Below are 24,472 nucleotides of genomic sequence, written 5' to 3' on the forward strand. Positions count from 1 at the left end.
GCCACATAAATATGACCATTCGGGCATTCATGCCGGCACATGCACCTTGACTCGGGCATTCGCCGATGTCCTACTTCGATGAACGGAGGACGGGAATGCGACGCAGGGAACGGCAGGCGCGGATCGCGGATATGATCTGGCAGCAGGGCGAGATGTCGGTCGACACCCTGGCCCGGCTGTTCGGGGTGTCGGCGGAAACCATCCGCCGCGATCTGGCCGGGCTTGCCAGTGACGGGGTGCTCCAGAAGATCCATGGCGGCGCGCGCCGGCCCAAGCTGCATGCCGAAGGCAGCTTCAAGGATCGCATGGCCGAAGAGGCCGAGGCGAAGCAGGTGATCGCAGGCCGGCTGGTGCCGCTGATCGAACCCGGCGACACCCTGTTCATCGACACCGGCTCCACAACCCTCGCCTGCGCCGAGGCGCTGGCGGGCATCGGTGGGCTGACCGTGATCACCAATTCGCTGCGCATCGCCCGGGTCTTCGGCGCGGCCCCGCAGCCGGGCCGGGTTTATCTGCTGGGCGGCACCTTCGTGGGCGACAACGACCAGACCGTCGGGCCGCTGGTGATCGAGCAGATCCGCGACTTCCAGGCCGATCACGCCATCCTGACGGTGGCGGCGATCGATGCCGAGGTGGGTGCGATGGATTCCAATTTCGACGAGGCCCAGGTGGCGCGCGCCATGATCGGCAATGCGCGCAGCCTGATCCTGGTGGCGGCACGGGCCAAGTTCGGCCGCAAGGCGGCGTTCCGGGTCTGCGGCCTGGACGAGGTGGATGCCGTCGTCACCGATGCGCCGCCCGGCGCGATACATGAAGCCGCCCTGAGAGCGGCGGGAGCCGAGCTGATCTAGACAAAAACCGGGCAGCCGGCCACTGGGGAGGGGCCGGCCGCCCGACGAGACGGGGGACGGACTGGCCGATGCCGGCTGCAATCAGATGGTATGTGCGGGTCGTCGACCGATTGTCCGACTATGTCGGCATCGTCGCGATGGCTCTGGTCTTCGTGATGATCGGCGTCCTGCTGCTGGACGCGATCACCCGCAACGCGCTCGACATCCCGCTGCACTGGTGTGTCGAAGTCGCCCAGTTCACGCTGCTCGCCTATTTCTTCATGGGCGGCGCGATGACGCTGAAGAACGACGATCACGTCCGCATGGACCTGATCTATCAGCATCTTTCCACACGCGGCAAGGCGATCCTGGACCTGATCACCTCCGCCTGTCTGATGTTCTACCTGGTGGTCATGACCATCGGCTCGGTGTCGAGCCTGCAATATGCCATAGAGACCAATGAGCGCCGGTTCTCGATGTGGAACCCGTCGATGATCCCGATCAAGGCGCTGCTTGTGGTCTGCCTGGTGATCATGCTGCTCCAGACACTGTCGCTGGTGTTCAAACACATCGCGACGATCCGCCGGGTGGATGCCGCATGAGATACCGTCACGCTGAGCAAGCGCTTTTTTCAGTCGGCGAGCTTTGGCACGAAGGGTTTTCGAGCCTTGGCGACGGCGTAGACGGCGACGAGGAGTTTTCGCATGGCGGCGACGAGGGCGAGCTTTGGTGGCTTTCCCTGTGCGCGCAGTCGGTCGTAGAAGGCTTTGAGCCACGGGTTTCGGCGGACAGCGGTGAGGGTTGGCATCCACAAGGCGGTGCGCAGGCGCGCGTTGCCGATCGGGGTGATGCCGGCGCGGGTGGGGCGGCGCTTTCCGGAGTGGCGCAGGGCTGGGATGACGCCGACGTAGGCTGCCAGGGCTGCGGGGCTGTCGAAGCGGGCCGGATCGCCGAGTTCGGCGATGAGGCGTGCTGCGGTGCTGGGACCGATTCCGTCGATGGAGGTCAGCAGCGAGCCGACCTCGTGCTCGTCGAGCAGACGGGTGATGTCGTCGTCACGGTCGGCCAAGCGGCGGCGCCACAGATCGAGATCCTGACAGATGTCGCGGACCTGGACGCGGTAGGCGGGGCCGTGGTGCTGGCCGACCGAGCGCTTGGCCGCGGCGATGATCTGGTCGGCCAGTTCGCTTCCGACGGCGTGGCGGCCATCGTAGCGCAGCTTGGCGAGCCGGCGTGGCGTGGCTTTGGCGACGGCCTCGGCGGTGGGGTATTCCGCCAGGATGGCGGTGGCCAGCATGCTGTCGAGCGTGCGGACATAGCGTCGGAATTCCGGGAAGCCGAGATCGACCAGCCGGCGGAGCTGGCGGACGCGGTCGTCGAAATCCTGGCGCAGCCGGTCGCGGTGGCGAACCAGTTCGCGCAGCTCCTCGCTGGCCCGGCTGCCCAGCCGGGTCGGGGAGGGGCGCTTTTCCCGCCCGAAGCGGGCCAGGCCGAGGGCGTCGATGGCGTCGGTCTTGGTGCGCTCCAGGCTCTCGCCCTGGAAGCGGTGGGTGCGCAGCGGGTTGATCAGGGCGACCTCGTAGCCCTTGGCCGCCAGCACGGCGAACAGGTTCTTCCAGTAATGCCCGGTCGCCTCCATGACCACCAGCGCCTCACCCGGCGGGGCCAGCGCGGCCAGCAACGCGCCGTGCCCGGCCGCGTCTTCGGTGAACGGCTTGGGTTTGGCCAGGACCGTGCCGTCCGCATCAAGGATGGCGAAGACATGGGTTTCCGACGCGATGTCGATGCCGACGAATTGCATGGCGCCTCCCGTGCGGATGAGCCGGAAGCCTCGGAGCCGGTGCTCGTGCCCCTGCTTGTCCATGCGCGGATGACCGCCCCGATCGGGGCGGTCATCCGCCCCCTCGCCACGACACCGCCGGATACCGTTCGGGCAAAAAGCACCGGGCGAGGGCGCCAATCTCATGCACGAAGATCATCCTTCGAGCGCAACGCGGCGACCCTCTCCCGGCTATCAGGCCAAACATCCTACCAGGAGACGGCCCGATGAGTGGAATTCATACAAGCTATGAACTGATCGCGATCCTGATGTTCGCGACGATGGCCCTGATGCTGCTCACCGGGCAGCGGGTTTTCGGCGCGATCGGCTTCGTGGCGGCAGGCGCCGCCCTGCTTCTCTACGGCAACGGCGCCGTCGAGATGCCGTTCAATGCCACGTTGAAGCTGTTCAACTGGTTCCCGATGCTCACGCTGCCCCTGTTCATCTACATGGGCTACATCCTGTCGGAAGCGGGCATCGCAGAAGATCTCTACAAGGCCTTTCACGTCTGGTTCGGCCGGCTGCGGGGCGGGCTCGCCATCGGCACCATCGTGCTGATGGTGGTCATTTCGGCAATGAACGGCCTGTCGGTAGCCGGATTGGCGATCGGCGCCACCATCGCCCTGCCCGAGATGCTGCGCCGGGGCTATGATAAGGTACTGATCACCGGCGTCATCCAGGGCGGATCCTCGCTCGGCATCCTGATCCCGCCGAGCGTGGTGCTGGTGCTCTACGGCATGATCGCCCGGGCGCCGGTGGGCCAGCTCTGGCTGGCGGGCATGGTGCCGGGCCTGATGATGGCGGCGATGTTCGCGGCCTATGTGGTGGTGCGCTGCCGGCTGAACCCGTCGCTTGCCCCCACCGTCACCGATGACGAGCTGAACATGCCGATCGGGCAGAAGCTGAAGCTGCTGCGCGCCGGGCTCATTCCCTTCGTGATCTTCTTCACGATGATGGGGCTGTTCGTGATGGGCTATACCAGCCTGGTCGAAAGCTCGGCGATCGGCGCCACCGGTGCCACCATCGCCGCCGCGCTGAAGGGCCGGCTGAACTGGCGCCTGATCAAAGAGACGTCGAAGAAGACGCTGTCGATCTCGTGCATGTTCATGTGGCTGATCCTGGCCGCCCTGGCCTTCGGGGCGGTGTTCGACGGCATCGGCGCGGCGCGGGCGATCGAATCGCTGTTCATCACCAACTGGGAACTGACCCGCTGGCAGGTGATGGCGATGATGATGGCGTCCTTCATCCTGATGGGCATGTTCCTGGACGACACCGCCATGCTGGTGATCGTGGCGCCGCTTTACGTCCCCCTGGTCAAGGCGCTGGAATTCAATCTGATCTGGTTCGGCGTGCTCTACACCATCACCTGCCAGATCGCCTATATCACGCCGCCCTTCGGCTACAACCTGTTCCTGATGCGGGCGATGGCACCGAAGGAAATCACCCTGATCGACATCTACAAGTCGATCATCCCCTTCGTGATCATGATGGTGATCACCATCGCCCTGCTGATGGTCTTCCCCGGGATCGCGCTCTGGCTGCCGAACCTCGTCTACGGAAAGTAGTCTTCACCCTCACCCCCGACACGGCCATGGCGGGCGCATGGGGAGACATGCGCACCGCTTCCAGGAGACGAACGACATGAGCGACATCGAGAAGAAGACGTCCTCGGCCGATCCGGTCGCGGGAAGCCGGCGTCAGTTCCTGAAGACCGCCGGCATCGGCGGCGCGGCGCTGGCGGCCGGCACCACCTTCGCCGCCCCGGCGGTGCATGCCCAGTCGAAGATCCGCTGGCGGCTGCAGACCTATTCGGGGGCGCCGCTGGGCGCCCATGTGATCAAGCCGCAGATCGAGGCCTTCAACGCCGCGGCCAATGGCGAGATGGAGATCGAACTCTATTACGCCGACCAGCTGGTGCCGACGGCCGAGCTGTTCCGCGCGCTGCAGAACGGCACCATCGACGCGGTGCAGTCGGATGACGCGACCATGGCCTCGCCCGCCGATGTGGCGGTGTTCGGCGGCTATTTCCCCTTCTCCTGCCGCTTCAGCCTGGACCTGCCGGTGCTGTTCCAGCGCTATGGGCTGAACGAGATCTGGAAGGAGGCCTATGCCGAGATCGACGGCGTGGAGTGGCTGTCGGCCGGCGCCTGGGACCCGCTGCATGTCTTCACCAAGGATCCGATCCGCTCGCTGGCCGATATGCGCGGCAAGCGCGTCTTCGGCGTGCCCACCGCCGGCAGGTTCCTGTCGCGCTACGGCCTGATCCCGGTCACCGTGCCCTGGGACGATGTCGAAGTGGCGATCCAGACCGGCCAGCTGGACGGTGTCGCCTGGTGCGGCTTCACCGAGGCCTATGAGGTGGGCTGGGCGGATGTCTGCAATTATGCGCTGACCAACAATATCTGCGGCGCCTGGTGCGGATCCTATTTCGCCAACAGCAAGAGCTGGGAAAAGGTGCCGCCGCATCTGAAGCAGCTGTTCCTGACCACGATCGACCAGTCGCATTATTATCGCCAGGTCTGGTACTGGGGCGGCGAGGCCGATCTGCGCGTCAACGGCAAGAAGATGGAGCTGACCTCGATCCCGCGCGAAGAATGGTCGCAGGTCGAAAAGGATGCCGAGCAGTTCTGGGACGAAATCGCCGCGACCAGCCCGCGTGCCGGCAAGGTGGTCAAGATCTTCAAGGACTATTCGGCCCTGATGGAGAAGGCCGGCTTCCCCTATCGCTGATCGTTCCGCCGACCGGGGGAGGAAGCCTCGCCTCCCCCCTCACCCCCTGCGCCGGAGCCCGCCCAGGGCTTCGGCCAGGCCCATGACCGCACAGCAGACCGCCATCAGCACCACCGAGGCCGCGGCCGCCGCCGGCAGGTCGGCACCGGTTTCCGAGATCTTCGAGAACAGCAGCAGCGGCAGGATCTGCACCTGGGTCCCGACCAGGGCCAGCGCCGTGCCATAGGCACCGATGGCCACCGCCGCGGTCAGGCAGAAGGCGGCGATCAGCGCCGGGGTCACCTGGGGCAGCAGCACGTCGCGGAAGGCGGCGAACCGGCCGGCACCAAGGCTTTCGGCCGCATCCATCTGGCGCGTGTCGAAATTGACCAGCACCGGCAGCATCACCAGCACCACGCGCGGGATCAGATAGTAGCAATAGGCGAAGCCGAGCCCGGCCGGCGTGAAGATCATCGCCCCCACCACCGCCGGATCGGCGCCCAGTTCGGCCAGCAGCAGGGTGAAGAAGCCGGCGCGGCCGAAGACCAGGATGAAGCCGTAGGCGACGATGAGCCCTGAGAAGGTGAGCGGCAGGGACAGCAGGAACAGCAGCCCCTGACGCCGGGCTTCGGGCAGCCGCGCCAGATGCAACGCCACGCAGAAGCCGACCACGACCGAGAGCGCCGGGGCGACCGTGCCCAGCACCAGCGTGCCCTTCAGCCCCTGCCAGAAGACCGGATCGTCGACGAGCCTGAGATAGGCGGCCCCGCCGCCCTCGCCCGTCTCCCCCACCAGCACGGCGAGCGGCAGCACGAAAAACACCGCCATCGTGACGAGCGCCGGCAGCGACAGCAGGATCAGGAGCCGGGGCGGCAGGGTCATGGGGGCTGGTCCTGAAGATGGAGAGACGGTTGAAAACGCCGGCGGGCACGGCACCGGATCGGCCGGCGCCGTGCCGCAGCAGGCGTGAGGACGCGGGCGGATTACTGGCCGAGCACGGCCTTCGCCCAGCCGGCATCGATCGCGGGCTTGGCATCACGCGCCCTGGCGACGTCCACCGGGCGGATCTGCGGCGCCTCGGGCAGCTTGGCCAGCACCTCGGCGGGCAGCTTCACGCCCGGCACCGACGGGCGCACGAAGCCCTCGGCAAAGGTGGTCTGGCCCTTGTCGGTCATGATGTAGTTCAGCCAGAGCTTGCCGGCATTCGGGTTCGGGCCGTCCTTGACCAGGCTGATCGCATAGGGTGCCGCGGCCGAGGCCTCGGCGGGGATCACCACCGCGACGTCATCGCCCATGCCGTCGACATATTTCGCCTTCAGACCGTCATTCTCGTAGCCGATCCAGATCGGGATCTCGCCCTTCACGAACTGGGCGTAAGGCGTGGTGCCGACGGTGCGCAGCACATTGCCGGCCTTGTGCAACCTGCCCAGATAGTCGATGCCCGGCTGGACGTCGTCCATGCTGCCGCCATTGCCGAAGGCGGCGGCGATGGTCACCACCTGACCCTGACCGGCCGTGCGCGGATCCAGATAGACCACCGAATTGCGATAGGTCTCGCCCAGCAGATCGGCCCAGCTCCGGGGGACCTGCTTGACCAGCTTCGTATTCACCAGGAAGGCCACGTTCAGGCTGTGGATGGTGAACCACTGGCCGGAGGGATGGCGGAAGGGCTCGGGCAGACGGTCGAAATTCACCGGCTTGAAATCGGCGACCACGCCCTTCTCGGCGGCATCGAGGGCCGAGCCCGCGAAGTAATAGGCGGTGTCCGCCTGCGGCCGGTTGCGCGACTTGTCGAGCGCCACCACGGTCGCGGCCGAGCCCAGATCGTTATAGACGATCTCCACACCCGGATAGCGCGCCTTGAAGGCCTTGAACTGCGCCGCCCAGTTCGCCCAGGTGGGGCCGGTGTCGAAGGAGACCACCAGCCCCTCTTCGCGCGCGGCATCGTAGAGGGCCTGTTCGCCCTGATAAAGCTCGCCGCCCTCAAGCGGCTGGGCCTGGGCCGGGGTCAGGGCGGTGGTGGCGGCGAAGGTGCCGGCCGCCATCATCAGGGCGGCGGCCGTCTTCTTCCAGAGGCTCATGGTCATCGGATCGGTCCCGTTCGACTGGTGCTGTGGGCGGATGCTGGGGGATCAGCGTGCAGGGAGACGGCGACGGTCAGAGACCGGCCGGCAGCAGCCGGACGGCCTCGGGCGGGATGGCGACCGCATCGATCGCATCGCGACGGCGGGTCTCGACCTTCACCAGCCCGCCCGGAACCTCAAGATCCAGGCGGCGGAGATTGCCGAGGAAACGATCGGCCGCGATCCGGCCGGTGAAGCGGTTGGGGGCGTCGGCAGCGGGTTCGGCCGACACCTCTTCCGGGCGGACCATCACGGTCACGGCATCACCCGGGGCAAAGCGGCCCGTCGCGGTGCGGATCGGCCCGATCGCGGTCTCGACCAGATCGTCGGCCGCCACCCGGCCGGACCAGAGATTGGCATGGCCGACGAAACCCGCGACGGTCGCATCCACCGGCCGTTCATAAAGTCCGCGGGGCGTGTCGACCTGAAGCAGGCGACCATCCTTCAGCACGGCGACCCGGTCGGCCATCGACAGCGCCTCTTCCTGATCATGGGTCACGAACAGGGTGGCGATGCCGGCGGCCCGCTGGACGCGCAGGATCTCGTCGCGCATGCCGGCCCGAAGCCCGGCATCCAGGGCCGAGAGCGGCTCGTCGAGCAGCAGCGCCCGCGGCCCGAAGACCAGCGCCCGGGCCAGCGCCACGCGCTGCTGCTGGCCACCCGAGAGCGAGGCCGGCTGGCGGTTCGCGAAACCGCCGAGCCCCACCTTCTCCAGCGCCCCGGCGGCGCGGGCCATGCGGGTGGCACGGTCCACCCCGCGCAGCTTCAGCGGATAGGCGACGTTTTCGGCCGCGGTCATATGCGGAAACAGCGCATAGGCCTGGAAGACCACACCCAGCGCCCGGTCCTTGACCGGCACCCGGGCGACATCGCGGCCGTCGATCAGGATCCGGCCCCGATCGGGCACCACGAAGCCCGAGAGCAGGCGGAGCAGAGTGGTCTTGCCCGAGCCGGAGGGCCCGATCACCGCCAGCAGTTCACCATCACCGATCTCCAGATCGATGTCCGAGACGCCGGCACCACCTGAGGACCCGGCACCGCCCGAGGGATAGCGGAAGGAAACCGCATCGAAATGCACGCTCATGGGTTCAACCTCCCGTCCGGGCGCGCCGGCCGCCGGCGGCGGCAAGTGCCGAGGCACCGGCGGCCAGCGTCGCCAGCGCCAGAAGCACGACGGTCGCGGCGCAGGCAAAGCCGGTGGCGCCATAGAAAGCCTGGAGCAGGACGATCGGATAGGTCCGGTCCAGGAAGCCGGCGACCAGGTTGGAGAGCTGGAATTCACCGATCGAGAGGGCGGCGACCATCACCAGCCCCGAGGTCAGGCTGTGGCGCAGCGACGGCAGCACGATGTCGACGAAACGCTGGCGGAAACCGGCGCCGAGCGTTGCCGCCGCAGCCTCGATCCGGGCAAGGCCCAGCGTCTGCATGTCGGCGAGAAGCGTGTTCATGAGATAGGGCAGGGTCAGGACCACATGGGCCGCCACCAGCAGCTCGAAGGTGCCGAGCCATGGCAGGGTCGAAGAGGAGAACACCAGGATGAAGCCGAAGCCCAGCACCAGTTCCGGCACCGCCACCGGCATCAGCGAGGCGATGCGCGCCGCAGTGCGCACGCCGCGGCTGGCGGCGGCATGAATGGCATAGGCGGCAGGCACGGCGATCAGCGCATCGATCACGGCCGTTGCCGCCAGAACCTTCAGGCTGGTGAAGAAGGCGCGGCGGAAGCTGGCATCGGCGAGCAGATCTTCATACCAGCGGGTGGTGAAACCCGAGGGCAGCAGCGTGCCGGTCCAGCTGTCGCCGAACGAGCCCAGCACCAGCAGCGCGATCGGCGCCGCCAGATAGAACAGATAGCATGCGGTGACGAGCGCCATGGAAACCGTCCGGTGCCGGGAACCCCCGCCACGCCCGGGTCACCGGACACGAGACCGGCGGGGCGAGACCGGCGCATTATCGTTTTCTTCCATTCCGGCGGCCAATGATCGTTTGATTACAGATCAGGCGACGGAACGACGACGGAAGGGCGACGCGGCGGGCCGGCCGGTCAGAGCGCCGCATCGAGGGCGAGCATGCGCCGGGCAACCCGGGCACGGATCTCGGCCACATCGCGGCAGATGACCGCCCCCTCCACCACCGGGGCATCGGCGATGGTCAGCACCAGCTTGTCGAAATGCAGACCATAGGCGATCTCGGACAGCGTGCCATAGCCGCCCCCCACCGCGATCAGCACCGGGCAGGCGCGGGCGATCAGCGCGTTGCGCACCGGGCCGATGCCGGTGGCAAGCGGCACGGCGACATGGGGATTGGCCATCCGCCAGTCTTCATCCGGCACGTAACCCAGCACCAGACCGCCGGATTCCGCGGCACCACGACTGGCGGCGGCCATCACGCCCCCCTTGCCGCCGGTGAGCAGGACCAGCCCCAGAGAGGCGATCGCCGCACCGACGGCGGCGGCGGTGGCTTCCTGATCGCCCACCGGTTCCCGCGGGCCGATCACCGCGACCGGCAGGCGACGGATGCGGTTGGCGGCCGCCAGATCGGAAAGCGCCGCCTCGGCCGCAACCGGCCGGGCCGCCGCCGGCACGGCATCGGCCGGCTGCCAGATCAGGGACCAGGGGTCGAACACCCGGCACTGCGCATCGTCATTGCGCCACAGCCTGCCTTCTGCCACGAAGAGCGACGGTTCCATGAAGATCTCCGGTCGGAACGGAACCGGGCTCGCGGCCCGGCGGGGGTGCGTGTAAATTATCTTCCAATTCTGTCGCCGTCCAGTGCCGGCGACGCCATCGGTGACGAAGGATGCACGGCAGGTGCCGACCGGAGAGAACGTGATCCTGGACAGCGGCGAGGCGGTGAGCCAGCGCCAGTACGACATTCTGCGCATCGTCCGCGAGCAGGGCTTCGCGACGATCGATGCGCTGGCGCGGCAGTTCGACGTCTCGGCCCAGACCATACGGCGCGAGATCATCCGGCTGGATGCGCTGAAGCTGCTGCAACGCTTTCATGGCGGCGCGGGCGTGGTGGAGCCGGCGGTCCGCCCGGCCTATGCCGAAAAGCGGCTGAGCCAGACCGATGCCAAGGATGCGATCGGCCGGCGGGCGGCGGAGCTGGTGCCCGACGGCGCCGCGGTGTTTCTGGATGTGGGCACCACGGTGGAAGCGGTGGCGCGCGCGCTGGCGGCGCGTGGCGGGCTGACCATCGTGACCAACAGCCTGCCCGCAGCGATGCTGCTGGCGGCGGGCCGGCCGGAAAACGGTCCATATTCCGAAATCTTCGTCACCGGCGGCAGCATCCACGGCCCCGACGGATCCCTGGTCGGCGACACGACACAGACGGGGCTTGCACGCTTCCGCTGCGATGTCGCGGTCATCGGGTTCTCCGGGATCGACGAGACCGGTGCGCTGATGGATTTCGACCTGCACAAGGTCGCCGCCAAACAGGCGATGATCCGCGCCGCCCGCATGGTGGTGGCGGTGGGGGCGGCATCGAAATTCATCCGCAGTGCGCCGGTGCGGATTGCGGATCTGCCCGAAATCGACCGGCTGGTCACCGACCGCATGCCCCCCCGCCATCTGAGCGAAGCCGCGGAACAGGCCGGAACCCGGATCGTGCTGGCCTGACGTCAGGCCCGAAGTGCCGGTTGTCAGGCCGCCGCCGCGGCCCGCTGGCGAACCACCAGCCCCTGCATGGCGATGCCGATCTCCCCCGCCTCGTCGACCAGACGCGAGGTGGTGAGCCCCACCCCATGGGGCTGCATGACGGTGGTCGCATCCACCCCCACCCATTCCCCCACCGGCGCGCGGTGAAGATGCACGGTCAGATCCGTGTTCACGAAGGTGAAACGGTCGGGCGGCAGCACCCAGCTGATGCCGTTGCCGAAATCGGCCGCCGCCATCACCCGCATCGCCGGTGAGTTCGCAGCGCCACCGACCAGCGGCACCGCCAGACGGAACCAGACCGCCGCCGGGCCGGGACGGACAACCGAACCTGCCGCCACCCGCGATTCCATGGCCGTGTAGTGGAAGGACCGGGCTTCCGGCATGCCCGGGATCCGCACCGGCTCGGTGCAGGCTGCCGGCAGTGGCAGCCCCGGGCCATGAACCGCCGGATCTCCCAGTTCTATGGCTTCCTCGCGCATCAGCACCGCCACACCGTGCGCGACCTCGCAGTCATCAGCGATCAGCACCATCTCGGCCCGACGCACCGACCGGCCGCGCCGGCTGCGGATCACCACGCGCAGCGGCGCGACCGGCACCGGGCGCAACAATTCCAGCGTCATGCGGCTGAGCAGCCATCCCGGCTCTCCCACGGCCTTTTCGGCGGCGTGAGCCAGCAGGGCGGCCGGGGCGCCCCCATGCTGAGCCGTCTCGCTCCAGGGACCACGGGCGAGGATGGTGGGCTGTACCTCGCCTTCCGCACGCCACAGGAAGACACTCTCCCCATCGGCTGATTCGAGCATGTCGACGATGTCCATGACTTTTGACGACGGCATGCCGTGCCCAGGCCCGCAGCCGTCGCGGGCCTGGCCGGATCGCGGGAGACACCCCTTTGCCCCAGATCGTGTCGGGCCACACCCTCGACGACCGTCAGATGGGACAGCAGGCACGCCTCCCGCGCGACACACCATCCGTACATACCGGATTCGACTTGATTGCATACGAGCGCGAACGGTTCGTCAACTCGTAGGTTTTTCTTCTTTTCGTTATATCTTCATCAACCATAAGACATGGCTTCAGGGGCTTGCAATAAGAAATGAAAGGTGGTTCAATTTTTGACAATGGCATACCGACGCACAAAAAAGATGGAGGAGCGGCTTGCCCGCACCCGGGAGGAGATCGTGACCGCGGCACTCGCGCTGGTCGCGTCGGGCGGTTATGCCGCCGCCAGCATGCCGGCGATCGCCGCCAGGGCGGAGGTGTCGACCGGCCTGCTCTACCGCTATTTCCCGTCGAAGGCCGATCTGTTCGAAGAGGTGTTCCGCAGAGCCAGCCAGCGGGAAATCGATGCCTGTGCACGGCGTGCGGCCGAACCGGGAAGCGCGCGCGAGCGACTGGCCGGCGTGGTGGAGACCTTTGCCCGGCGCGCCCTGAAGGGACCGCGCCTCGCCTGGGCACTGCTCGCCGAGCCGGTGGACCCGGCGATCGAGGCCGAACGGCTGCGCTATCGCCAGCCCTATCGCGACATCTTCACGCGTCTGGTGCGCGAAGGGATCGCCGCCGGTGAGATTGCCCCTCAAGAGGCCGACATCGTGGCTGCGGCCATTGTCGGGGCGATCGCCGAGGCCATGGCCGGCCCGCTGACACAGCCCCCGGAGACATCGGCCGCGGACCCGGAAAGAGACGCGCGGCTGAGTGCCGCAATCGCGCGCTTCTGCGTGCAGGCACTGGGCCCCGACCCGCGCGGCGGGGCCTTCTGACGCCGCGCAGCCGCACCTCCCGCCTGACGACCTCGTCCCCAAGATCACGGCCCGATGGCCGCCCAGTGGAGGAACCGGAAGAATGTGGACACTGGACGATGTGCTGCGCAGTTCTGCCCGCAAATTCGCCGGCCGCGAAGCGCTGGTCGGTGGCGGGCGGCGGCTGAGTTTCGCCGATCTCGACGCCGCAGCCGATGATGCCGCGGCCCGGCTGCAGGCGGCGGGCATCACCAGCGGGGATGCGGTCGCGATCCACGGTCGCAATACGGTGGACTGGGTGGTGGCCTTCTTCGGCGCGGTGCGGGCCGGGGCCGTCACCGTGCCGGTCAACCACAAGCTGGCGGCACCAGAGACCGCCTATATCCTGGAGCATTCGGGCGCGAAGCTCTGGCTGGTGGATCGCGATCTGGCCGGCGACGGCTCGGCGGCGGGGGCTGCCCGCATGCTGATGCTCGATGACGGCGAAGGCGGGCTGTTTGCCGGCCCGGCGCCCGCGACGGCACCGGTGCCCGTCGCCCTCGACGCCGATGAACCGGTCGAGATCCTGTACACCTCGGGCACCACCGGCCGGCCCAAGGGCTGCCTGCATTCGCATGCGAACGTGCTGCTGGCGGGCACAGGATCCAGCCTGGTCTACGGGCTGGGACCGACCGACCGGGTGCTGCTGGCCATGCCGGTCTGGCACAGCTTCCCGCTCAACAACATGCTGATCAATGCGATCTATACCGGTGCGGCCGTGGTGCTGCTGCCCGAATACCATCCGCTGCATTTCGTCCAGACCATGCAGGATGAGCGCTGCACCCTGTTCTTCGGCGCCCCGATCGCCTTCCTGATGCCGCCGCGCATGCTGCCGCATTTCGACAGCTTCGATCTCTCCCATGTCCGGGCCTGGATCTATGGCGGCGGGCCGATCGATGCGGTCACCGCCCGGATGCTGGCGGAGCGTTACCGGTCGGACCGGTTCTACCAGGTTTTCGGCATGACCGAGACCGGCCCGACCGGCACGGCGCTCTACCCTGAGGAACAGGTCGCCAAGGCCGGGTCGATCGGCCGTTACGCCGTGGCGGGTGCCGATCTCAAGGTCATGCGCGACGAGACCACCGAGGCCGGCCCCGGCGAGACCGGCGAAATCTGGATGCGCTGCCAGTCGATGATGCTGGGTTATCACAACGATCCGGAGGCGACGGCCGCCGCTTTCCATGACGGCTGGTACCGGTCGGGCGATCTGGCCCGGATCGACGCGGACGGCTATCTGTTCATCGTCGACCGGCTGAAGGACATGATCGTGACCGGCGGCGAGAACGTCTATTCCAAGGAAGTCGAGGATGTGCTGGCGGCCCACCCGGCCGTCGCCGAGGCGGCGGTGATCGGCACCCCCCACGAGGAATGGGGCGAGACGGTGACCGCCTTCATCGTGCCCAGGGCCGATGCCAGCCTCGACGAGGCGGCGATAACCGCCCACTGCACCGCCGCCCTCGCCCGCTACAAGATCCCGCGGATCATCCGCCTGGTCGACAGCCTGCCGCGGACGCCGACGGGCAAGCTGCAGAAGTTTCTGTTGCGGCAGGGGGTGTGAGAGAGGGGCGCGCAGCGATCATGGCGTCGTAGCGCGCCAGCAATTCCTCAAGAACCTCCTCGATATCGTACAACCGGCCGAGGCGCTCATCCTCCAACCCCTCTTCGATGGCAGTTGCCAATCTGGCGCGGCAGTCCTTCACCGCTGCCCTGTGCCGTTCCGCTTCCGACATGGCGACACCCTCGGATGAATGAACGCCTGACGTTAGAGTGAAAACATATCAAGAACATCAGTGGGATGGAAAGAGGGGAGCGAGGGCGCTCGCCGCCTCGCATGCCTCGAAGGCACAGAACCGGATCTTGCCGACACTTCGCGCGATCGGTCAGGCCCGCATGCCCGCCACAGCCGACGCCCCCTCCTAGGGGCCGACCGTCAGCCGTTCCGCCCGTGCCGCCCCGGCACCGCGCTCGATGCCACCGGGCGGGGGGCCGAGCGGCCGTGGATCAGCATCCGGTCGTACATCACCAGCGCGCCGGCCATGGCCGGGTTGAGGGCGAGGCGGCCGGGCAGGCGGATCACGGCCGAGGCGCGGCTGCGCGCAGCCGCCGAGAGCCCGTCCGCTTCCGGGGCGATCAGATAGACCGCCTGATCGGGGTGGGGGATATAGGGCATGGTGTCGAGCGCATCATCGATCTCGATCCCGATCAGCAGGGCACCTTCAGGCATCGGCAGGGCGTCGATCGACGGGAAACGGAAAAAGGGCAGATGGCGGGCCGAGGCCGAGGTATCGGCCTGGGCGGCCCGCCGGCCCAGACGGTCGTCGGAAAGGGCGAAGGCATAGGAGGCGCCGAAGGCATAGGCGGCGCGGAACAGCGTGCCGGCATTCATCGGCCGCGTCACCGCCTCCAGCCCGATCGCGAAGAAGCCCCGCATCTCCATCTCCGTCACCCTTTCCGTCGCCCAGTCATCCCGCAGCCGGCATCCGGCCATCCGCACCCCGGGCCTCCCGATACCGCGCATGGCCATCGGCACGCAAGCGGCAAGCCGGGCAGCTGCCGCAGCCATGGCCCCAGTCATGCAGCTCGCCGCGCGTGCCCAGATAGCAGGTATGGCTTTCGGCGACGATCAGATCGACCAGCGCCGCACCCCCCAGCCGTTCGGCCAGGGCCCAGGTTTCGGCCTTGTCCAGCCACATCAGCGGCGTGTGCAGGACGAATTGTTTCGCCATGCCCAGATTCAGCGCCACCTGCAGGGCCTTGATCGTGTCGTCGCGACAGTCGGGATAGCCCGAATAATCGGTTTCGCACATGCCGCCCACGACATGGTCGAGCCCGCGACGGAAACCGAGGGCTGCCGCGAAGGTGAGGAAGACCAGGTTGCGGCCGGGCACGAAGGTATCGGGCAGACCGTCATCGCGCAGGCCGATCGCCACCTCGCGGGTCAGGCTGGTTTCGGACATCGCCCCCAGCACGCCCAGATCCAGGGTGTGATCGGGGCCGAGCCGCGCCGCCCAGCACGGATCGAGCGCCGCCATCCGCGCACGCAGAGTGCTGCGGCAATCGAGTTCGACCCGATGGCGCTGGCCATAGTCGAAGCCCAGCGTCTCCACCCGCTCGAACCGGTCGAGCGCCCAGGCGAGGCATGTGGCGCTGTCCTGCCCGCCCGAGAACAGGACCAGCGCGCCGGAGGTCCGCGGGGAGCCGGTCATGCCGCCACCCCGCTGCCGGCATCCATGCCGAAACAGGTGCAGATGTCGCCGGTGCTGTCGCGGTGGACGACGACGCGGGCGAGGCCGGGCAGCTGATCCGCCAGCCGGCGCCAGATCCAGGCGGCCAGATTCTCCATGGTCGCCGGCCCCAGATCCGGCACCTCGTCGAGCAGGCGATGGTCCAGCCCGTCACGGGTTCCGGCCAGGGCACGTTCGAACAGGCCAAGATCCAGCACCATGCCGGTGACGGGGTCGGGACGGCCGCGGATGACCACTTCGGCGCGATAGGAATGGCCGTGGATGCGGCGGCTGGGCTCGGTGTCGACCACGCGATGCAGGGTGTGCGCCGCCTCGAAGCGGAACTGTTTGGAAAGCTCGAACATCACGGGATTCCGATGAGCTTGTGGGTCTGAAGGCTGAGGCGCCAGCGCGGATGGGCCAGGCACCAGGCGACCGCGGCTTCGGTGTTCACCACGCGGTCGGGCCCGTCCATGGGCTGTACCCACATCACCCCGAAATCGAGCGCCTCCAGCGCCGCGGGGTCGAGCCCGTCCTGCGGATGGACCAGCTTCAGCTCGTGGCCGCGGCGCTGGACCAGCTCCGTGCCCGCCTTGGGGCTGACGCAGATCCAGTCGATGCCGTCGGGGGCGGCGATGGTGCCGTTGGTCTCCACCGCGATCTCAAAGCCCCGCGCCTTGACTGCGCGGATCAGCGCATCGTCCAGTTGCAGCAGCGGCTCACCGCCGGTGAAGACGACATAGCGGCGCGCCCGGCCACCACCCCAGCGGCTCTCGATCGCCGCCGCCAGATCCTGTGCGTCGCGGAAGCGCCCGCCCCCGTCGCCGTCGGTTCCCACGAAATCGGTGTCGCAGAACCGGCAGAGGGCCCCTGCCCTGTCCCGTTCCCGCCCCGACCACAGATTGCACCCCGCGAAGCGGCAGAACACGGCGGTCCGGCCCGCCTGTGCGCCTTCGCCCTGCAGGGTCAGGAACAACTCCTTGACCGTGTAGCTCATCTTATCCTCGTTGCTGCGGGCGTCAGCGATGCGACCGGCAAGGGTCGCGCGCCGGTGACTCCGGCTGCCCATGGGCAGAGTTGAAGCATATCCGGCACCGGCGGTCCACCATGCGGCATTCACATGCCGCTCATGCGTATTCTTTCCTTTCAACATCGGGCACCGCTGATTATCCTCCCCCCAATGGCGCCGATTTGAGGCTTCAGCTTGCGGGGCGCCCATACAAATGCCGCTAAAGAGAGGCGGATCGACCCGCCGGCAGCCGCTTCGCCCGCGGGTTTTCCGTATCCTGTCGCGGGCATTGCGGCCGCCTGCCGTCGATCCGCGCAACGGATGACGGAAGGACATGCGCGCATGACCGCCATGGTCACGCTGGAAGCTGTCGCGAAGACCTATGCCGCCCGCGGCACCGCGACCGCCGTTTCGGCCCTGGACGGGATCGATCTTCGGGTCGAGCCCGGGGAAATCTTCGGCATCATCGGGCGCAGCGGCGCCGGCAAAAGCACGCTGGTGCGCTGCATCAATCTGCTGGAGCGGCCGAGCACGGGCCGGGTGACGGTCGACGGCACCGATATGACCGCGCTCGACGATGCCGGGCTGATCAAGGCCCGGCGCCGGATCGGCATGGTCTTCCAGCATTTCAACCTGCTCTCGTCGCGCACCGTGTTCGACAATGTGGCGCTGCCGCTGGAACTGGCCGGGGTCGGCCGGGCCGAACGGCGCCGCAAGGTGGAGCCGCTGCTGGAGCTGGTGGGCCTGGCCGACAAGGCCGGGCGCTATCCATCGGAGCTGTCGGGCGGGCAGAAGCAGCGGGTGGGCATCGCCCGGGCGCTGTCGAACGAGCCCCGACTGCTGCTCTGCGACGAGATCACTTCGGCGCTCGACCCGGAGACCACGCAGCAGATCCTGACCCTGATCGCCGATCTGAAGCGGCGGCTGGGGCTGACGGTGGTGGCGATCACCCATGAAATGGGCGTGATCCGCGAAATCTGCGACCGGGTGGCGGTGATGGAAGCCGGCCGGGTGATCGAACAGGGCCCGGTCTACGACGTGTTCACCGCGCCCGAACACCCCACCACCCGCAGCTTCGTATCGAGCGAAGTGGACCTTGCCATCCCCTCGGGGCTGAAGCGCCGCTTCGAAGAAGGCGCAGCCAGGGGTGGCGACCGCAATGCGGTGGTGCGGATCGTGTTCAAGGGAGCCGCCGCCTTCGAGCCGGCGATCGCCCGGCTCGCCACCGAACGCGGCGTCGCGGTCAACATCCTCCATGGCCGCATCGAATACATCCAGGGCAAGCCCTTCGGCCTGATGCTGGTCGAGGTGCCCGGCGGCGAGGCCGCCGGCGCCTCGGTGGTGGATTTCATCAACGGTCTCGGCCTCGACGCACGGATTACGGCTCATGTTCCAGTGGCTTGATCAGCTCTTTCCGCCCCAGCTCATCGACCTGCTGCTGCGCGCAACCGGAGAGACCGCCTATATGGTGGCGGTCGCGACCCTGATCGGCACCGCCATCGGCCTGCCGATCGGCGTGTCGGTGGCGGTTACCGGCCGGGGCGAACTTTACGGCGCGCCGGCCTGGAACCGGATCGCGGGCGCGGTGGTCAACGCCACCCGGTCGATCCCGTTCATCATTCTGGCGGTCGCCATCATCCCCTTCACCCGGCTGGTCGCCGGCACCTCGATCGGCACCTCGGCTGCGATCGTGCCGCTGACGGTGGCCGCCATCCCCTTCATCGCCCGGCTGGTCGAGGGCGCGATCCGCGAGGTCGACCGCGGCCTGATCGAGGCGGCGCAGGCAATGGGGGCGAAGCCGATCCAGATCGTGCTGAAGGTGCTGCTGCCCGAAGCCATGCCCGGCATCGTTCACGGGCTGACGCTGGCGGTGGTGTCGCTGATCGGCTATTCGGCCATGGTCGGCGCGGTCGGCGGCGGCGGGCTCGGCGATCTGGGCATCCGCTACGGCTATCAGCGCTTCATGCCCGAGATGATGATCGCGGTGGTGGTGCTGCTGATCGTGCTGGTCCAGCTGGTCCAGTCGGCGGGTGACCGGATCGCGCGGGCGGTGAACAAGCGGCATCGGTAAGGGCCGCGCGCCGTGCGGAGAGTGGTCCTTCAGATCACTCTCCGCTGAGGGCGCGTAGCAGGCCGGCTCCAACGCCGGCCTTTTTTCAGGCACCGTCGTCAGGCCGGTCGAGATCGATCAGGTGAAGCATCCAGACATTGCCGTCCGGCAGATTCCGAACGTCACCAGGGCCGGAGGGCGCCGGGATGGCGGTACCCGCCTCCACCGCCGCATCGATCCAGGCTGCCGCCGCCTCCCTCGCCGCCAGCAGGGCGGCCTCCAGCGTGTCCCCGGCCGAAAAGCAGCCGGGCAGATCCGGAAACACGACACCGAAGGCCGTGGTCTCCGAACCGTTTTCGATCAGAACCGGATACTGCATGGCACGCCTTTCCGGGGAGGATGGACGGCCTACGTATTACAGGTACCGCTCCCCTCACCACAACAAACAAACGCCCTACGGAGGGTATCCGCAGGGCATTTGCTCGTCAGGGCCTCATCAACTCTTCCAAGCGTCTTACGACACGTAAAACGAGCTCAGCAAGCCTAAGGAGATCGCGCAGGATCTCCACCCATTTCCTTCTGCTCATCATGTGCCCCTCGCATTTCATCCGAAATGTAATTTCGTCCGAAGTACCTGGGACACAGCGCCTTTGACTGGTGGATCTCCATCATCCTCGTACGGTAGGCTAATGTGATGGGATGTCCACCATTCCCGGCGCACGAGCCGTACGACGAAGATCTAAGAACGGAGTGTCGTAGCTTCAAGGCTGACGCTCAATGCGCCGAATGATCCATCTTCTTCATGTCATGGCCCATATCGGCACCGGCGCCCGGCTTTTCGATCGCCAGTTCGACATCGATGGTGCCGGCCTTTTCGAAGGTCAGGGTGGCGGGGACCTTCTCGCCCGGCATGATCGCCTGCTTCAGCTTGATCAGCATGATGTGATAGCCGCCGGGGGCGAGCTTTGCCTCGCCGCCGGCCGGGATCTCGACGCCCTCGACCCGGCGCATGCGCATCACGCCCTTGTCCTCGAAGCTCTCGTGGATCTCGGCCACCTCGGCGACGGGGGTCGAGACCGCGACCAGGCGGTCGGGGGCGCTGCCATGGTTCTCGACGGTCAGGAAGGCGCCGGCGGTGCCGCCGACATTGACCGAGGCACGGGCCCAGGGATGGCCGATATGCAGCTCGCCCAGCTTGTATTCATGGGCGGAGGCGGTGCCGACGGCAATGATCAGGGCGGCGGTGGCAAGGCCGGCGCGGAGCGTGCGCGAGATGATCGACATGGAGATTGGTCCTTGTTCGAAAGCGTAGAATCCTGTGGGGGAAGCCTGTCGGGATCAGCTTTCGGACAGGGGCGGTGCCCGGGCCGGCACCGGCGAGACGGCGGCCGGCACGGCGGGCAGGCCCGCCGGCGGCAGCATGGAGGGCAGGATGAAGCTGCCGATGCGCAGCGGCACCGGTGGGGCATCGGCCGGCGGCATCGCCATCTGCGCCGCCAGGCAATCGTGACAGACCATGCCGGGCAGGGGCCCGCGATCATCCGGCCGGGTGTCGGGGGCGGTGGGCGAGCAGATCTCCAGCACCTGCCCCGGCGCCAGCTCCATGGCGATCGCCATGGGCAGATGCACGATCAGCCCCAGCACCTGGGCCAGCGCCGCACAGAGCAGCACCGTCACCGCCGCCGCTCTGCGGCGCGATCCACGGGGGGCTGTACGGGGCGAATGGCGGAGCATCGGGGGCGGTGCCCTGCGGTTGGGATGGCCAGGATCAGGACCATCGCCCGTCACGACGGCGTTGGCAAGCGGCAGTGCCGCCCCGCGCGCATCGGTCGCGCAGAAGAAAGGCCCGGCCTCCCTTGGGAGACCGGGCCCCGATCATGCGTCGGCGTGCCAGACGTCCTGTGTTCAGGCGTTCAGCTTCTCGTCCAGCAGCCTGTTGACCACCTGCGGATTGGCCTTGCCGCCGGTCGCCTTCATCACCTGGCCGACGAAGAAGCCGGCCAGCTTGGTCTTGCCGCCCTTGTACTCGGCCAGCTTGTCGGGGTTGGCGGCGATCACCTGATCGATGGCGGCGGCGATCGCGCCCTCGTCCGAGACCTGCTTCAGACCCTTGCGCTCGACCACCTGGCCGGCGGTCTCGCCCGTCTCAAGCATTTCGGCGAAGACTTCCTTGGCGATACGGCCCGAAATGGTGCCGTCCTGGATCAGATCGACCAGGCCGCCCAGCGCCTCGGCAGAAACCGGGCTTTCCTCGATGCCCTTCGACAGCCGGTTGAGCGCGCCGAACAGCTCGGTGCTCATCCAGTTGGCGACCAGCTTGGCATCCCGGCCCTTCGCCGCCGTCTCGAAGAAGTCGGCCGAGACCTGCTCGCCCACCAGCACGCCGGCATCATAGGCCGACAGCCCGTACTGATCCTGGAAGCGGGCCTTCTTGGCGTCGGGCAGTTCCGGCAGGGCGGCACGCTGGGCCTCGACGAAGGCCTCGTCGAATTTCAGCGGCAGCAGATCCGGATCCGGGAAATAGCGGTAGTCATGCGCCTCTTCCTTGGAGCGCATGGTCCGGGTCTCGCCCTTGTTGACGTCGTAGAGCCGCGTCTCCTGCGAGATGGCGCCGCCATCCTCGATGATCGCGATCTGGCGATGCGCCTCGAACTCGATCGCCCGCATGATGTGGCGGATCGAGTTCAGGTTCTTGATCTCGCAGCGCGTGCCGAGCGGCCCGCCCGGGCGGCGCACCGAGACATTGGCGTCGCAGCGCAGCGACCCCTCTTCCATGTTGCCGTCGCAGGAGCCGATATAGCGCAGGATCGTGCGCAGCTTGCGCATATAGGCGCCGGCCTGCTCGGGCGAGCGCATGTCGGGCTTGGACACGATCTCCATCAGCGCGACCCCCGACCGGTTGAGGTCGATCAGGGTTTCGCCGGGGCGCTGATCGTGCATCGACTTGCCGGCATCCTGTTCCAGATGCAGGCGTTCGATGCCGACGGTCATGGTCTCGCCATCGTCGAGATCGATGACCATCGCACCCTCGCCAACGATCGGCTGCTTGAACTGCGAGATCTGATAGCCCTGCGGCAGGTCCGGATAGAAATAGTTCTTCCGGTCGAAAACGGAGTGCCGGTTGATCTGCGCGTTCAGTGCAATGCCGGTGCGCACGGCCTGGGCCACGCACCATTCGTTGATCACCGGCAGCATGCCCGGCATGGCCGCATCGATCAGCGAAACCTGGGTGTTCGGCTCGGCGCCATAGGCCGTGGCAGCGCCCGAGAACAGCTTGGCATTGCTCGACACCTGGGCATGGACCTCAAGACCGATCACGATCTCCCAGTCGCCCGTGTTGCCGCGGATCAGGCTCATCCCCGCATCTCCCGCACCATGGCCGGCACGCCGTCGAAGCCCGAGGCTTCCTCGATCGCGCGGCCGACGGCCAGCACCGTCTCTTCGTCGAAGGACCGGCCGATCACCTGCAGACCAAGCGGCAGCCCGCTCTCGCCGATGCCGCCGGGGACCGAGATCGCCGGCAGACCGGCAAGGCTCGCCGGCACGGTGAACACGTCGGTCAGGTACATCTGCACCGGATCGTCCATCTTCTCGCCGAAGCGGAAAGCGGCAGAGGGCGCAGTCGGCGCCAGGATCGCATCCACCTGCTCGAACGCCGCGGCAAAATCCGCCGCGATGCGCGTGCGGACCTGCTGGGCCTTCAGGTAATAGGCATCGTAATAGCCGGCCGAGAGCACATAGGTGCCGATCATGATCCGGCGCTTGACCTCGCGGCCGAAGCCCTCGGCGCGGGTCTTTTCATACATCTCGGCCAGGCTCGACACATTGGCCTTGGTGCGGTGGCCATAGCGCACGCCGTCATAGCGGGCGAGGTTCGACGAGGCCTCGGCCGGCGCCACGATGTAATAGGTGGCGAGCGCGTATTTCGTGTGCGGCAGGCTGATGTCGACGATCCGGGCACCGGCCGCCTTCAGCATGGCGACGCCGTCGGCCCAGAGCTTCTCGATCTCGGCCGGCATGCCGTCGACCCGGTATTCTTTCGGGATGCCGATCTTCAGCCCCTTCACGCCCCGGTTCACCGCGGCGCGGAAATCCGGCACGGCGATATCGGCCGAGGTCGAATCCTTTGGATCATGGCCGGCCATGGCGCCCAGCATGATCGCCGCATCCTCGACCGTGCGGGTGATCGGCCCCGCCTGATCGAGCGAGCTTGCAAAGGCGATCATGCCCCAGCGCGAGCAGCGGCCATAGGTGGGCTTCAGGCCCACCAGGCCGCAATAGGCGGCCGGCTGGCGGATGGAGCCGCCGGTGTCGGAGCCGGTGGCCGCGATCGCGCTGCGGGCGGCGACGGCCGCGGCCGAACCGCCCGACGAGCCGCCCGGCACCAGGAAAGCATCGCCGTCCGGCCCCCAGGGGTTGCGCACCGGGCCGGTCGCGGCGGTGATGTTGGCCGAGCCCATCGCGAACTCGTCCATGCTGGTCTTGCCCAGCATCACCGCGCCCGCGGCCTTGAGGTTCGCGCTGACGGTCGATTCATAGGGCGGCACGAAGCCGTCGAGGATCTTCGAGGACGCGGTGGTGGCGACACCCTCGGTGCAGAACAGATCCTTGATCGCGACCGGCACGCCGTCCATCGGGCCCCGGGCCTCGCCGCGTGCCCGGCGGGCATCGGCCTCGTCGGCCCGGGCGAGCGCGATCTCGGGCGTCTCGACGACGAAGGCGTTGAGCGAACGGGTCGCCGCCATCGCATCCAGATGCGCCTGGGTCAGTTCGCGCGAAGAGATGTCGCCCTTCGCCAGCGCCTCGGCCGCGCCGGCAATGGTGAAATCCGTCGGTCTGGTGGTCATGTCGATCACTCCACGACCTTGGGGACGACGAAGAAGACGGGGTCGCCGGCCGGATTATTGGCCATCACCTTGTCGCGGCAATTCCCGTCGGTCACGACGTCGGGACGCTGCGGCAGCCCCTTGTCGGCGGCACCGGTCATCGGCGCCACCCCTTGCGTGTCGACTTCGCGCAGCTGCTCCACCCAGTCGAGAATGCCGCCCAGCTCGCGGGCATAGCCGTCGAGCTCGTCTTCGGGCACATCCAGACGGGCGAGGGTGGCGATCTTCCTGACGGCGGCTCGATCGAGCGTCATCGTCGCTGCCCCACTCCAATGGTTCCGGCGGCCGGTTTCGCGAGAACCGGCGGTCAATCTGACGACGGCCGCTTCCCGGGCCGGTCGACGGGCACCCGATGCACCTTCGCGCAGGCACAGGTCCCCGTGCTTGACAT

General features: G+C 67.6%; 26 protein-coding genes. 9 read left to right on the forward strand and 17 right to left on the reverse strand.

The window, feature by feature from the left end:
* Positions 1 to 95 precede the first annotated feature (95 nt).
* Entirely contained in the window at positions 96 to 851 is a 756-nt protein-coding gene (locus P7L68_RS22240) for a DeoR/GlpR family DNA-binding transcription regulator (RefSeq protein WP_372001748.1), read from the forward strand.
* Positions 852 to 919: 68 nt separating this feature from the next.
* Positions 920 to 1,432 carry a TRAP transporter small permease subunit gene (locus P7L68_RS22245; RefSeq protein ID WP_372001750.1) on the forward strand — a complete coding sequence of 171 codons (513 nt, stop codon included), beginning with the start codon at positions 920 to 922 and terminating at the stop codon, positions 1,430 to 1,432.
* 29 nt (positions 1,433 to 1,461) lie between these two features.
* Here P7L68_RS22245 and P7L68_RS22250 read toward each other — a convergent pair whose 3' ends face one another.
* Positions 1,462 to 2,694 carry an IS110 family transposase gene (locus P7L68_RS22250; protein ID WP_372000016.1) on the reverse strand — a complete coding sequence of 411 codons (1,233 nt, stop codon included), beginning with the start codon at positions 2,692 to 2,694 and terminating at the stop codon, positions 1,462 to 1,464.
* 182 nt (positions 2,695 to 2,876) lie between these two features.
* Here P7L68_RS22250 and P7L68_RS22255 point away from each other — a divergent pair, with 182 nt between their 5' ends.
* Positions 2,877 to 4,214, forward strand: coding sequence for a TRAP transporter large permease subunit (locus P7L68_RS22255; protein ID WP_372001752.1), 1,338 nt, complete (start codon positions 2,877 to 2,879; stop codon positions 4,212 to 4,214).
* Positions 4,215 to 4,290: 76 nt separating this feature from the next.
* Positions 4,291 to 5,379: a TRAP transporter substrate-binding protein gene (locus P7L68_RS22260; protein WP_372001754.1), complete on the forward strand. Its 1,089-nt coding sequence runs from the start codon at positions 4,291 to 4,293 to the stop codon at positions 5,377 to 5,379.
* Positions 5,380 to 5,418: 39 nt separating this feature from the next.
* On the opposite strand, the gene P7L68_RS22265 is transcribed toward P7L68_RS22260, so the two are convergent.
* From P7L68_RS22265 to P7L68_RS22285, 5 genes are all read right to left on the reverse strand, one after another.
* Positions 5,419 to 6,240: an ABC transporter permease gene (locus tag P7L68_RS22265; RefSeq protein WP_372001756.1), complete on the reverse strand. Its 822-nt coding sequence runs from the start codon at positions 6,238 to 6,240 to the stop codon at positions 5,419 to 5,421.
* Positions 6,241 to 6,341: 101 nt separating this feature from the next.
* The gene (locus P7L68_RS22270; protein ID WP_372006925.1) at positions 6,342 to 7,439 is read right to left on the reverse strand and encodes an extracellular solute-binding protein; all 1,098 of its coding nucleotides are present in this window, start codon (positions 7,437 to 7,439) and stop codon (positions 6,342 to 6,344) included.
* A gap of 76 nt (positions 7,440 to 7,515) precedes the next feature.
* Positions 7,516 to 8,565 carry an ABC transporter ATP-binding protein gene (locus tag P7L68_RS22275; RefSeq protein WP_372001757.1) on the reverse strand — a complete coding sequence of 350 codons (1,050 nt, stop codon included), beginning with the start codon at positions 8,563 to 8,565 and terminating at the stop codon, positions 7,516 to 7,518.
* Positions 8,566 to 8,569: 4 nt separating this feature from the next.
* Positions 8,570 to 9,352 carry an ABC transporter permease gene (locus P7L68_RS22280; protein ID WP_372001759.1) on the reverse strand — a complete coding sequence of 261 codons (783 nt, stop codon included), beginning with the start codon at positions 9,350 to 9,352 and terminating at the stop codon, positions 8,570 to 8,572.
* Between the two features lie 170 nt (positions 9,353 to 9,522).
* A complete protein-coding gene (locus P7L68_RS22285; RefSeq protein ID WP_372001762.1) occupies positions 9,523 to 10,167 on the reverse strand; it encodes a DNA-binding protein in 645 nt (214 codons plus the stop codon).
* Positions 10,168 to 10,267: 100 nt separating this feature from the next.
* Here P7L68_RS22285 and P7L68_RS22290 point away from each other — a divergent pair, with 100 nt between their 5' ends.
* Positions 10,268 to 11,098 (forward strand): DeoR/GlpR family DNA-binding transcription regulator, encoded by an 831-nt coding sequence (locus tag P7L68_RS22290; protein ID WP_372001764.1) that lies wholly within the window; start codon positions 10,268 to 10,270, stop codon positions 11,096 to 11,098.
* A gap of 23 nt (positions 11,099 to 11,121) precedes the next feature.
* Here the strand turns inward: P7L68_RS22290 and P7L68_RS22295 are convergent, their stop codons facing one another.
* Complete coding sequence (locus P7L68_RS22295; RefSeq protein ID WP_372001766.1) at positions 11,122 to 11,937, reverse strand: thioesterase family protein; 816 nt, start codon at positions 11,935 to 11,937, stop codon at positions 11,122 to 11,124.
* 318 nt (positions 11,938 to 12,255) lie between these two features.
* Between P7L68_RS22295 and P7L68_RS22300 the strand changes: the two genes are divergently transcribed.
* Both P7L68_RS22300 and P7L68_RS22305 read left to right on the forward strand, forming a co-directional pair.
* Positions 12,256 to 12,894 (forward strand): TetR/AcrR family transcriptional regulator, encoded by a 639-nt coding sequence (locus P7L68_RS22300; RefSeq protein ID WP_372001768.1) that lies wholly within the window; start codon positions 12,256 to 12,258, stop codon positions 12,892 to 12,894.
* Positions 12,895 to 12,976: 82 nt separating this feature from the next.
* Entirely contained in the window at positions 12,977 to 14,470 is a 1,494-nt protein-coding gene (locus P7L68_RS22305) for a class I adenylate-forming enzyme family protein (protein ID WP_372001770.1), read from the forward strand.
* Between the two features lie 372 nt (positions 14,471 to 14,842).
* Here P7L68_RS22305 and P7L68_RS22310 read toward each other — a convergent pair whose 3' ends face one another.
* From P7L68_RS22310 to queE, 4 genes are read right to left on the reverse strand one after another with little or no spacing between them, the layout of a single operon-like run.
* On the reverse strand, positions 14,843 to 15,343 hold the full coding sequence (locus P7L68_RS22310) for a TrmH family RNA methyltransferase (RefSeq protein ID WP_372001772.1): 501 nt from the start codon (positions 15,341 to 15,343) through the stop codon (positions 14,843 to 14,845).
* A gap of 31 nt (positions 15,344 to 15,374) precedes the next feature.
* Positions 15,375 to 16,118 (reverse strand): 7-cyano-7-deazaguanine synthase QueC, encoded by a 744-nt coding sequence (queC, locus tag P7L68_RS22315; protein WP_372001774.1) that lies wholly within the window; start codon positions 16,116 to 16,118, stop codon positions 15,375 to 15,377.
* The gene (locus tag P7L68_RS22320; protein ID WP_372001776.1) at positions 16,115 to 16,501 is read right to left on the reverse strand and encodes a 6-pyruvoyl tetrahydropterin synthase family protein; all 387 of its coding nucleotides are present in this window, start codon (positions 16,499 to 16,501) and stop codon (positions 16,115 to 16,117) included. The genes queC and P7L68_RS22320 overlap by 4 nt, the downstream gene beginning before the upstream one ends.
* Positions 16,501 to 17,133: a 7-carboxy-7-deazaguanine synthase gene (queE, locus tag P7L68_RS22325; RefSeq protein ID WP_372001778.1), complete on the reverse strand. Its 633-nt coding sequence runs from the start codon at positions 17,131 to 17,133 to the stop codon at positions 16,501 to 16,503. The genes P7L68_RS22320 and queE overlap by 1 nt, the downstream gene beginning before the upstream one ends.
* Positions 17,134 to 17,496: 363 nt before the next feature.
* Here queE and P7L68_RS22330 point away from each other — a divergent pair, with 363 nt between their 5' ends.
* Positions 17,497 to 18,549 carry a methionine ABC transporter ATP-binding protein gene (locus tag P7L68_RS22330; RefSeq protein WP_372006926.1) on the forward strand — a complete coding sequence of 351 codons (1,053 nt, stop codon included), beginning with the start codon at positions 17,497 to 17,499 and terminating at the stop codon, positions 18,547 to 18,549.
* Positions 18,533 to 19,216 (forward strand): methionine ABC transporter permease, encoded by a 684-nt coding sequence (locus P7L68_RS22335; RefSeq protein ID WP_062764631.1) that lies wholly within the window; start codon positions 18,533 to 18,535, stop codon positions 19,214 to 19,216. The genes P7L68_RS22330 and P7L68_RS22335 overlap by 17 nt, the downstream gene beginning before the upstream one ends.
* An 85-nt stretch (positions 19,217 to 19,301) precedes the next feature.
* Here P7L68_RS22335 and P7L68_RS22340 read toward each other — a convergent pair whose 3' ends face one another.
* The 6 genes from P7L68_RS22340 to gatC all read right to left on the reverse strand — a co-directional run bounded on the left by P7L68_RS22340 (position 19,302) and on the right by gatC (position 24,335).
* Positions 19,302 to 19,574, reverse strand: a complete 273-nt coding sequence (locus tag P7L68_RS22340) for a type II toxin-antitoxin system HicB family antitoxin (RefSeq protein ID WP_372001781.1) — start codon at positions 19,572 to 19,574, stop codon at positions 19,302 to 19,304.
* 395 nt (positions 19,575 to 19,969) lie between these two features.
* Positions 19,970 to 20,479, reverse strand: a complete 510-nt coding sequence (locus tag P7L68_RS22345; RefSeq protein ID WP_372001783.1) for a copper chaperone PCu(A)C — start codon at positions 20,477 to 20,479, stop codon at positions 19,970 to 19,972.
* Between the two features lie 54 nt (positions 20,480 to 20,533).
* On the reverse strand, positions 20,534 to 20,929 hold the full coding sequence (locus P7L68_RS22350) for a hypothetical protein (protein WP_372001785.1): 396 nt from the start codon (positions 20,927 to 20,929) through the stop codon (positions 20,534 to 20,536).
* Positions 20,930 to 21,100: 171 nt separating this feature from the next.
* Complete coding sequence (gene gatB, locus P7L68_RS22355) at positions 21,101 to 22,552, reverse strand: Asp-tRNA(Asn)/Glu-tRNA(Gln) amidotransferase subunit GatB (protein WP_372001787.1); 1,452 nt, start codon at positions 22,550 to 22,552, stop codon at positions 21,101 to 21,103.
* Positions 22,549 to 24,042 carry an Asp-tRNA(Asn)/Glu-tRNA(Gln) amidotransferase subunit GatA gene (gatA, locus tag P7L68_RS22360; RefSeq protein WP_372001788.1) on the reverse strand — a complete coding sequence of 498 codons (1,494 nt, stop codon included), beginning with the start codon at positions 24,040 to 24,042 and terminating at the stop codon, positions 22,549 to 22,551. The genes gatB and gatA overlap by 4 nt, the downstream gene beginning before the upstream one ends.
* Before the next feature lie 5 nt (positions 24,043 to 24,047).
* Positions 24,048 to 24,335, reverse strand: a complete 288-nt coding sequence (gene gatC / locus P7L68_RS22365; RefSeq protein ID WP_014748549.1) for an Asp-tRNA(Asn)/Glu-tRNA(Gln) amidotransferase subunit GatC — start codon at positions 24,333 to 24,335, stop codon at positions 24,048 to 24,050.
* Positions 24,336 to 24,472 lie beyond the last annotated feature (137 nt).

It is taken from the genome of Tistrella mobilis, assembly GCF_041468085.1.
Taxonomy (GTDB): domain Bacteria; phylum Pseudomonadota; class Alphaproteobacteria; order Tistrellales; family Tistrellaceae; genus Tistrella; species Tistrella mobilis_A.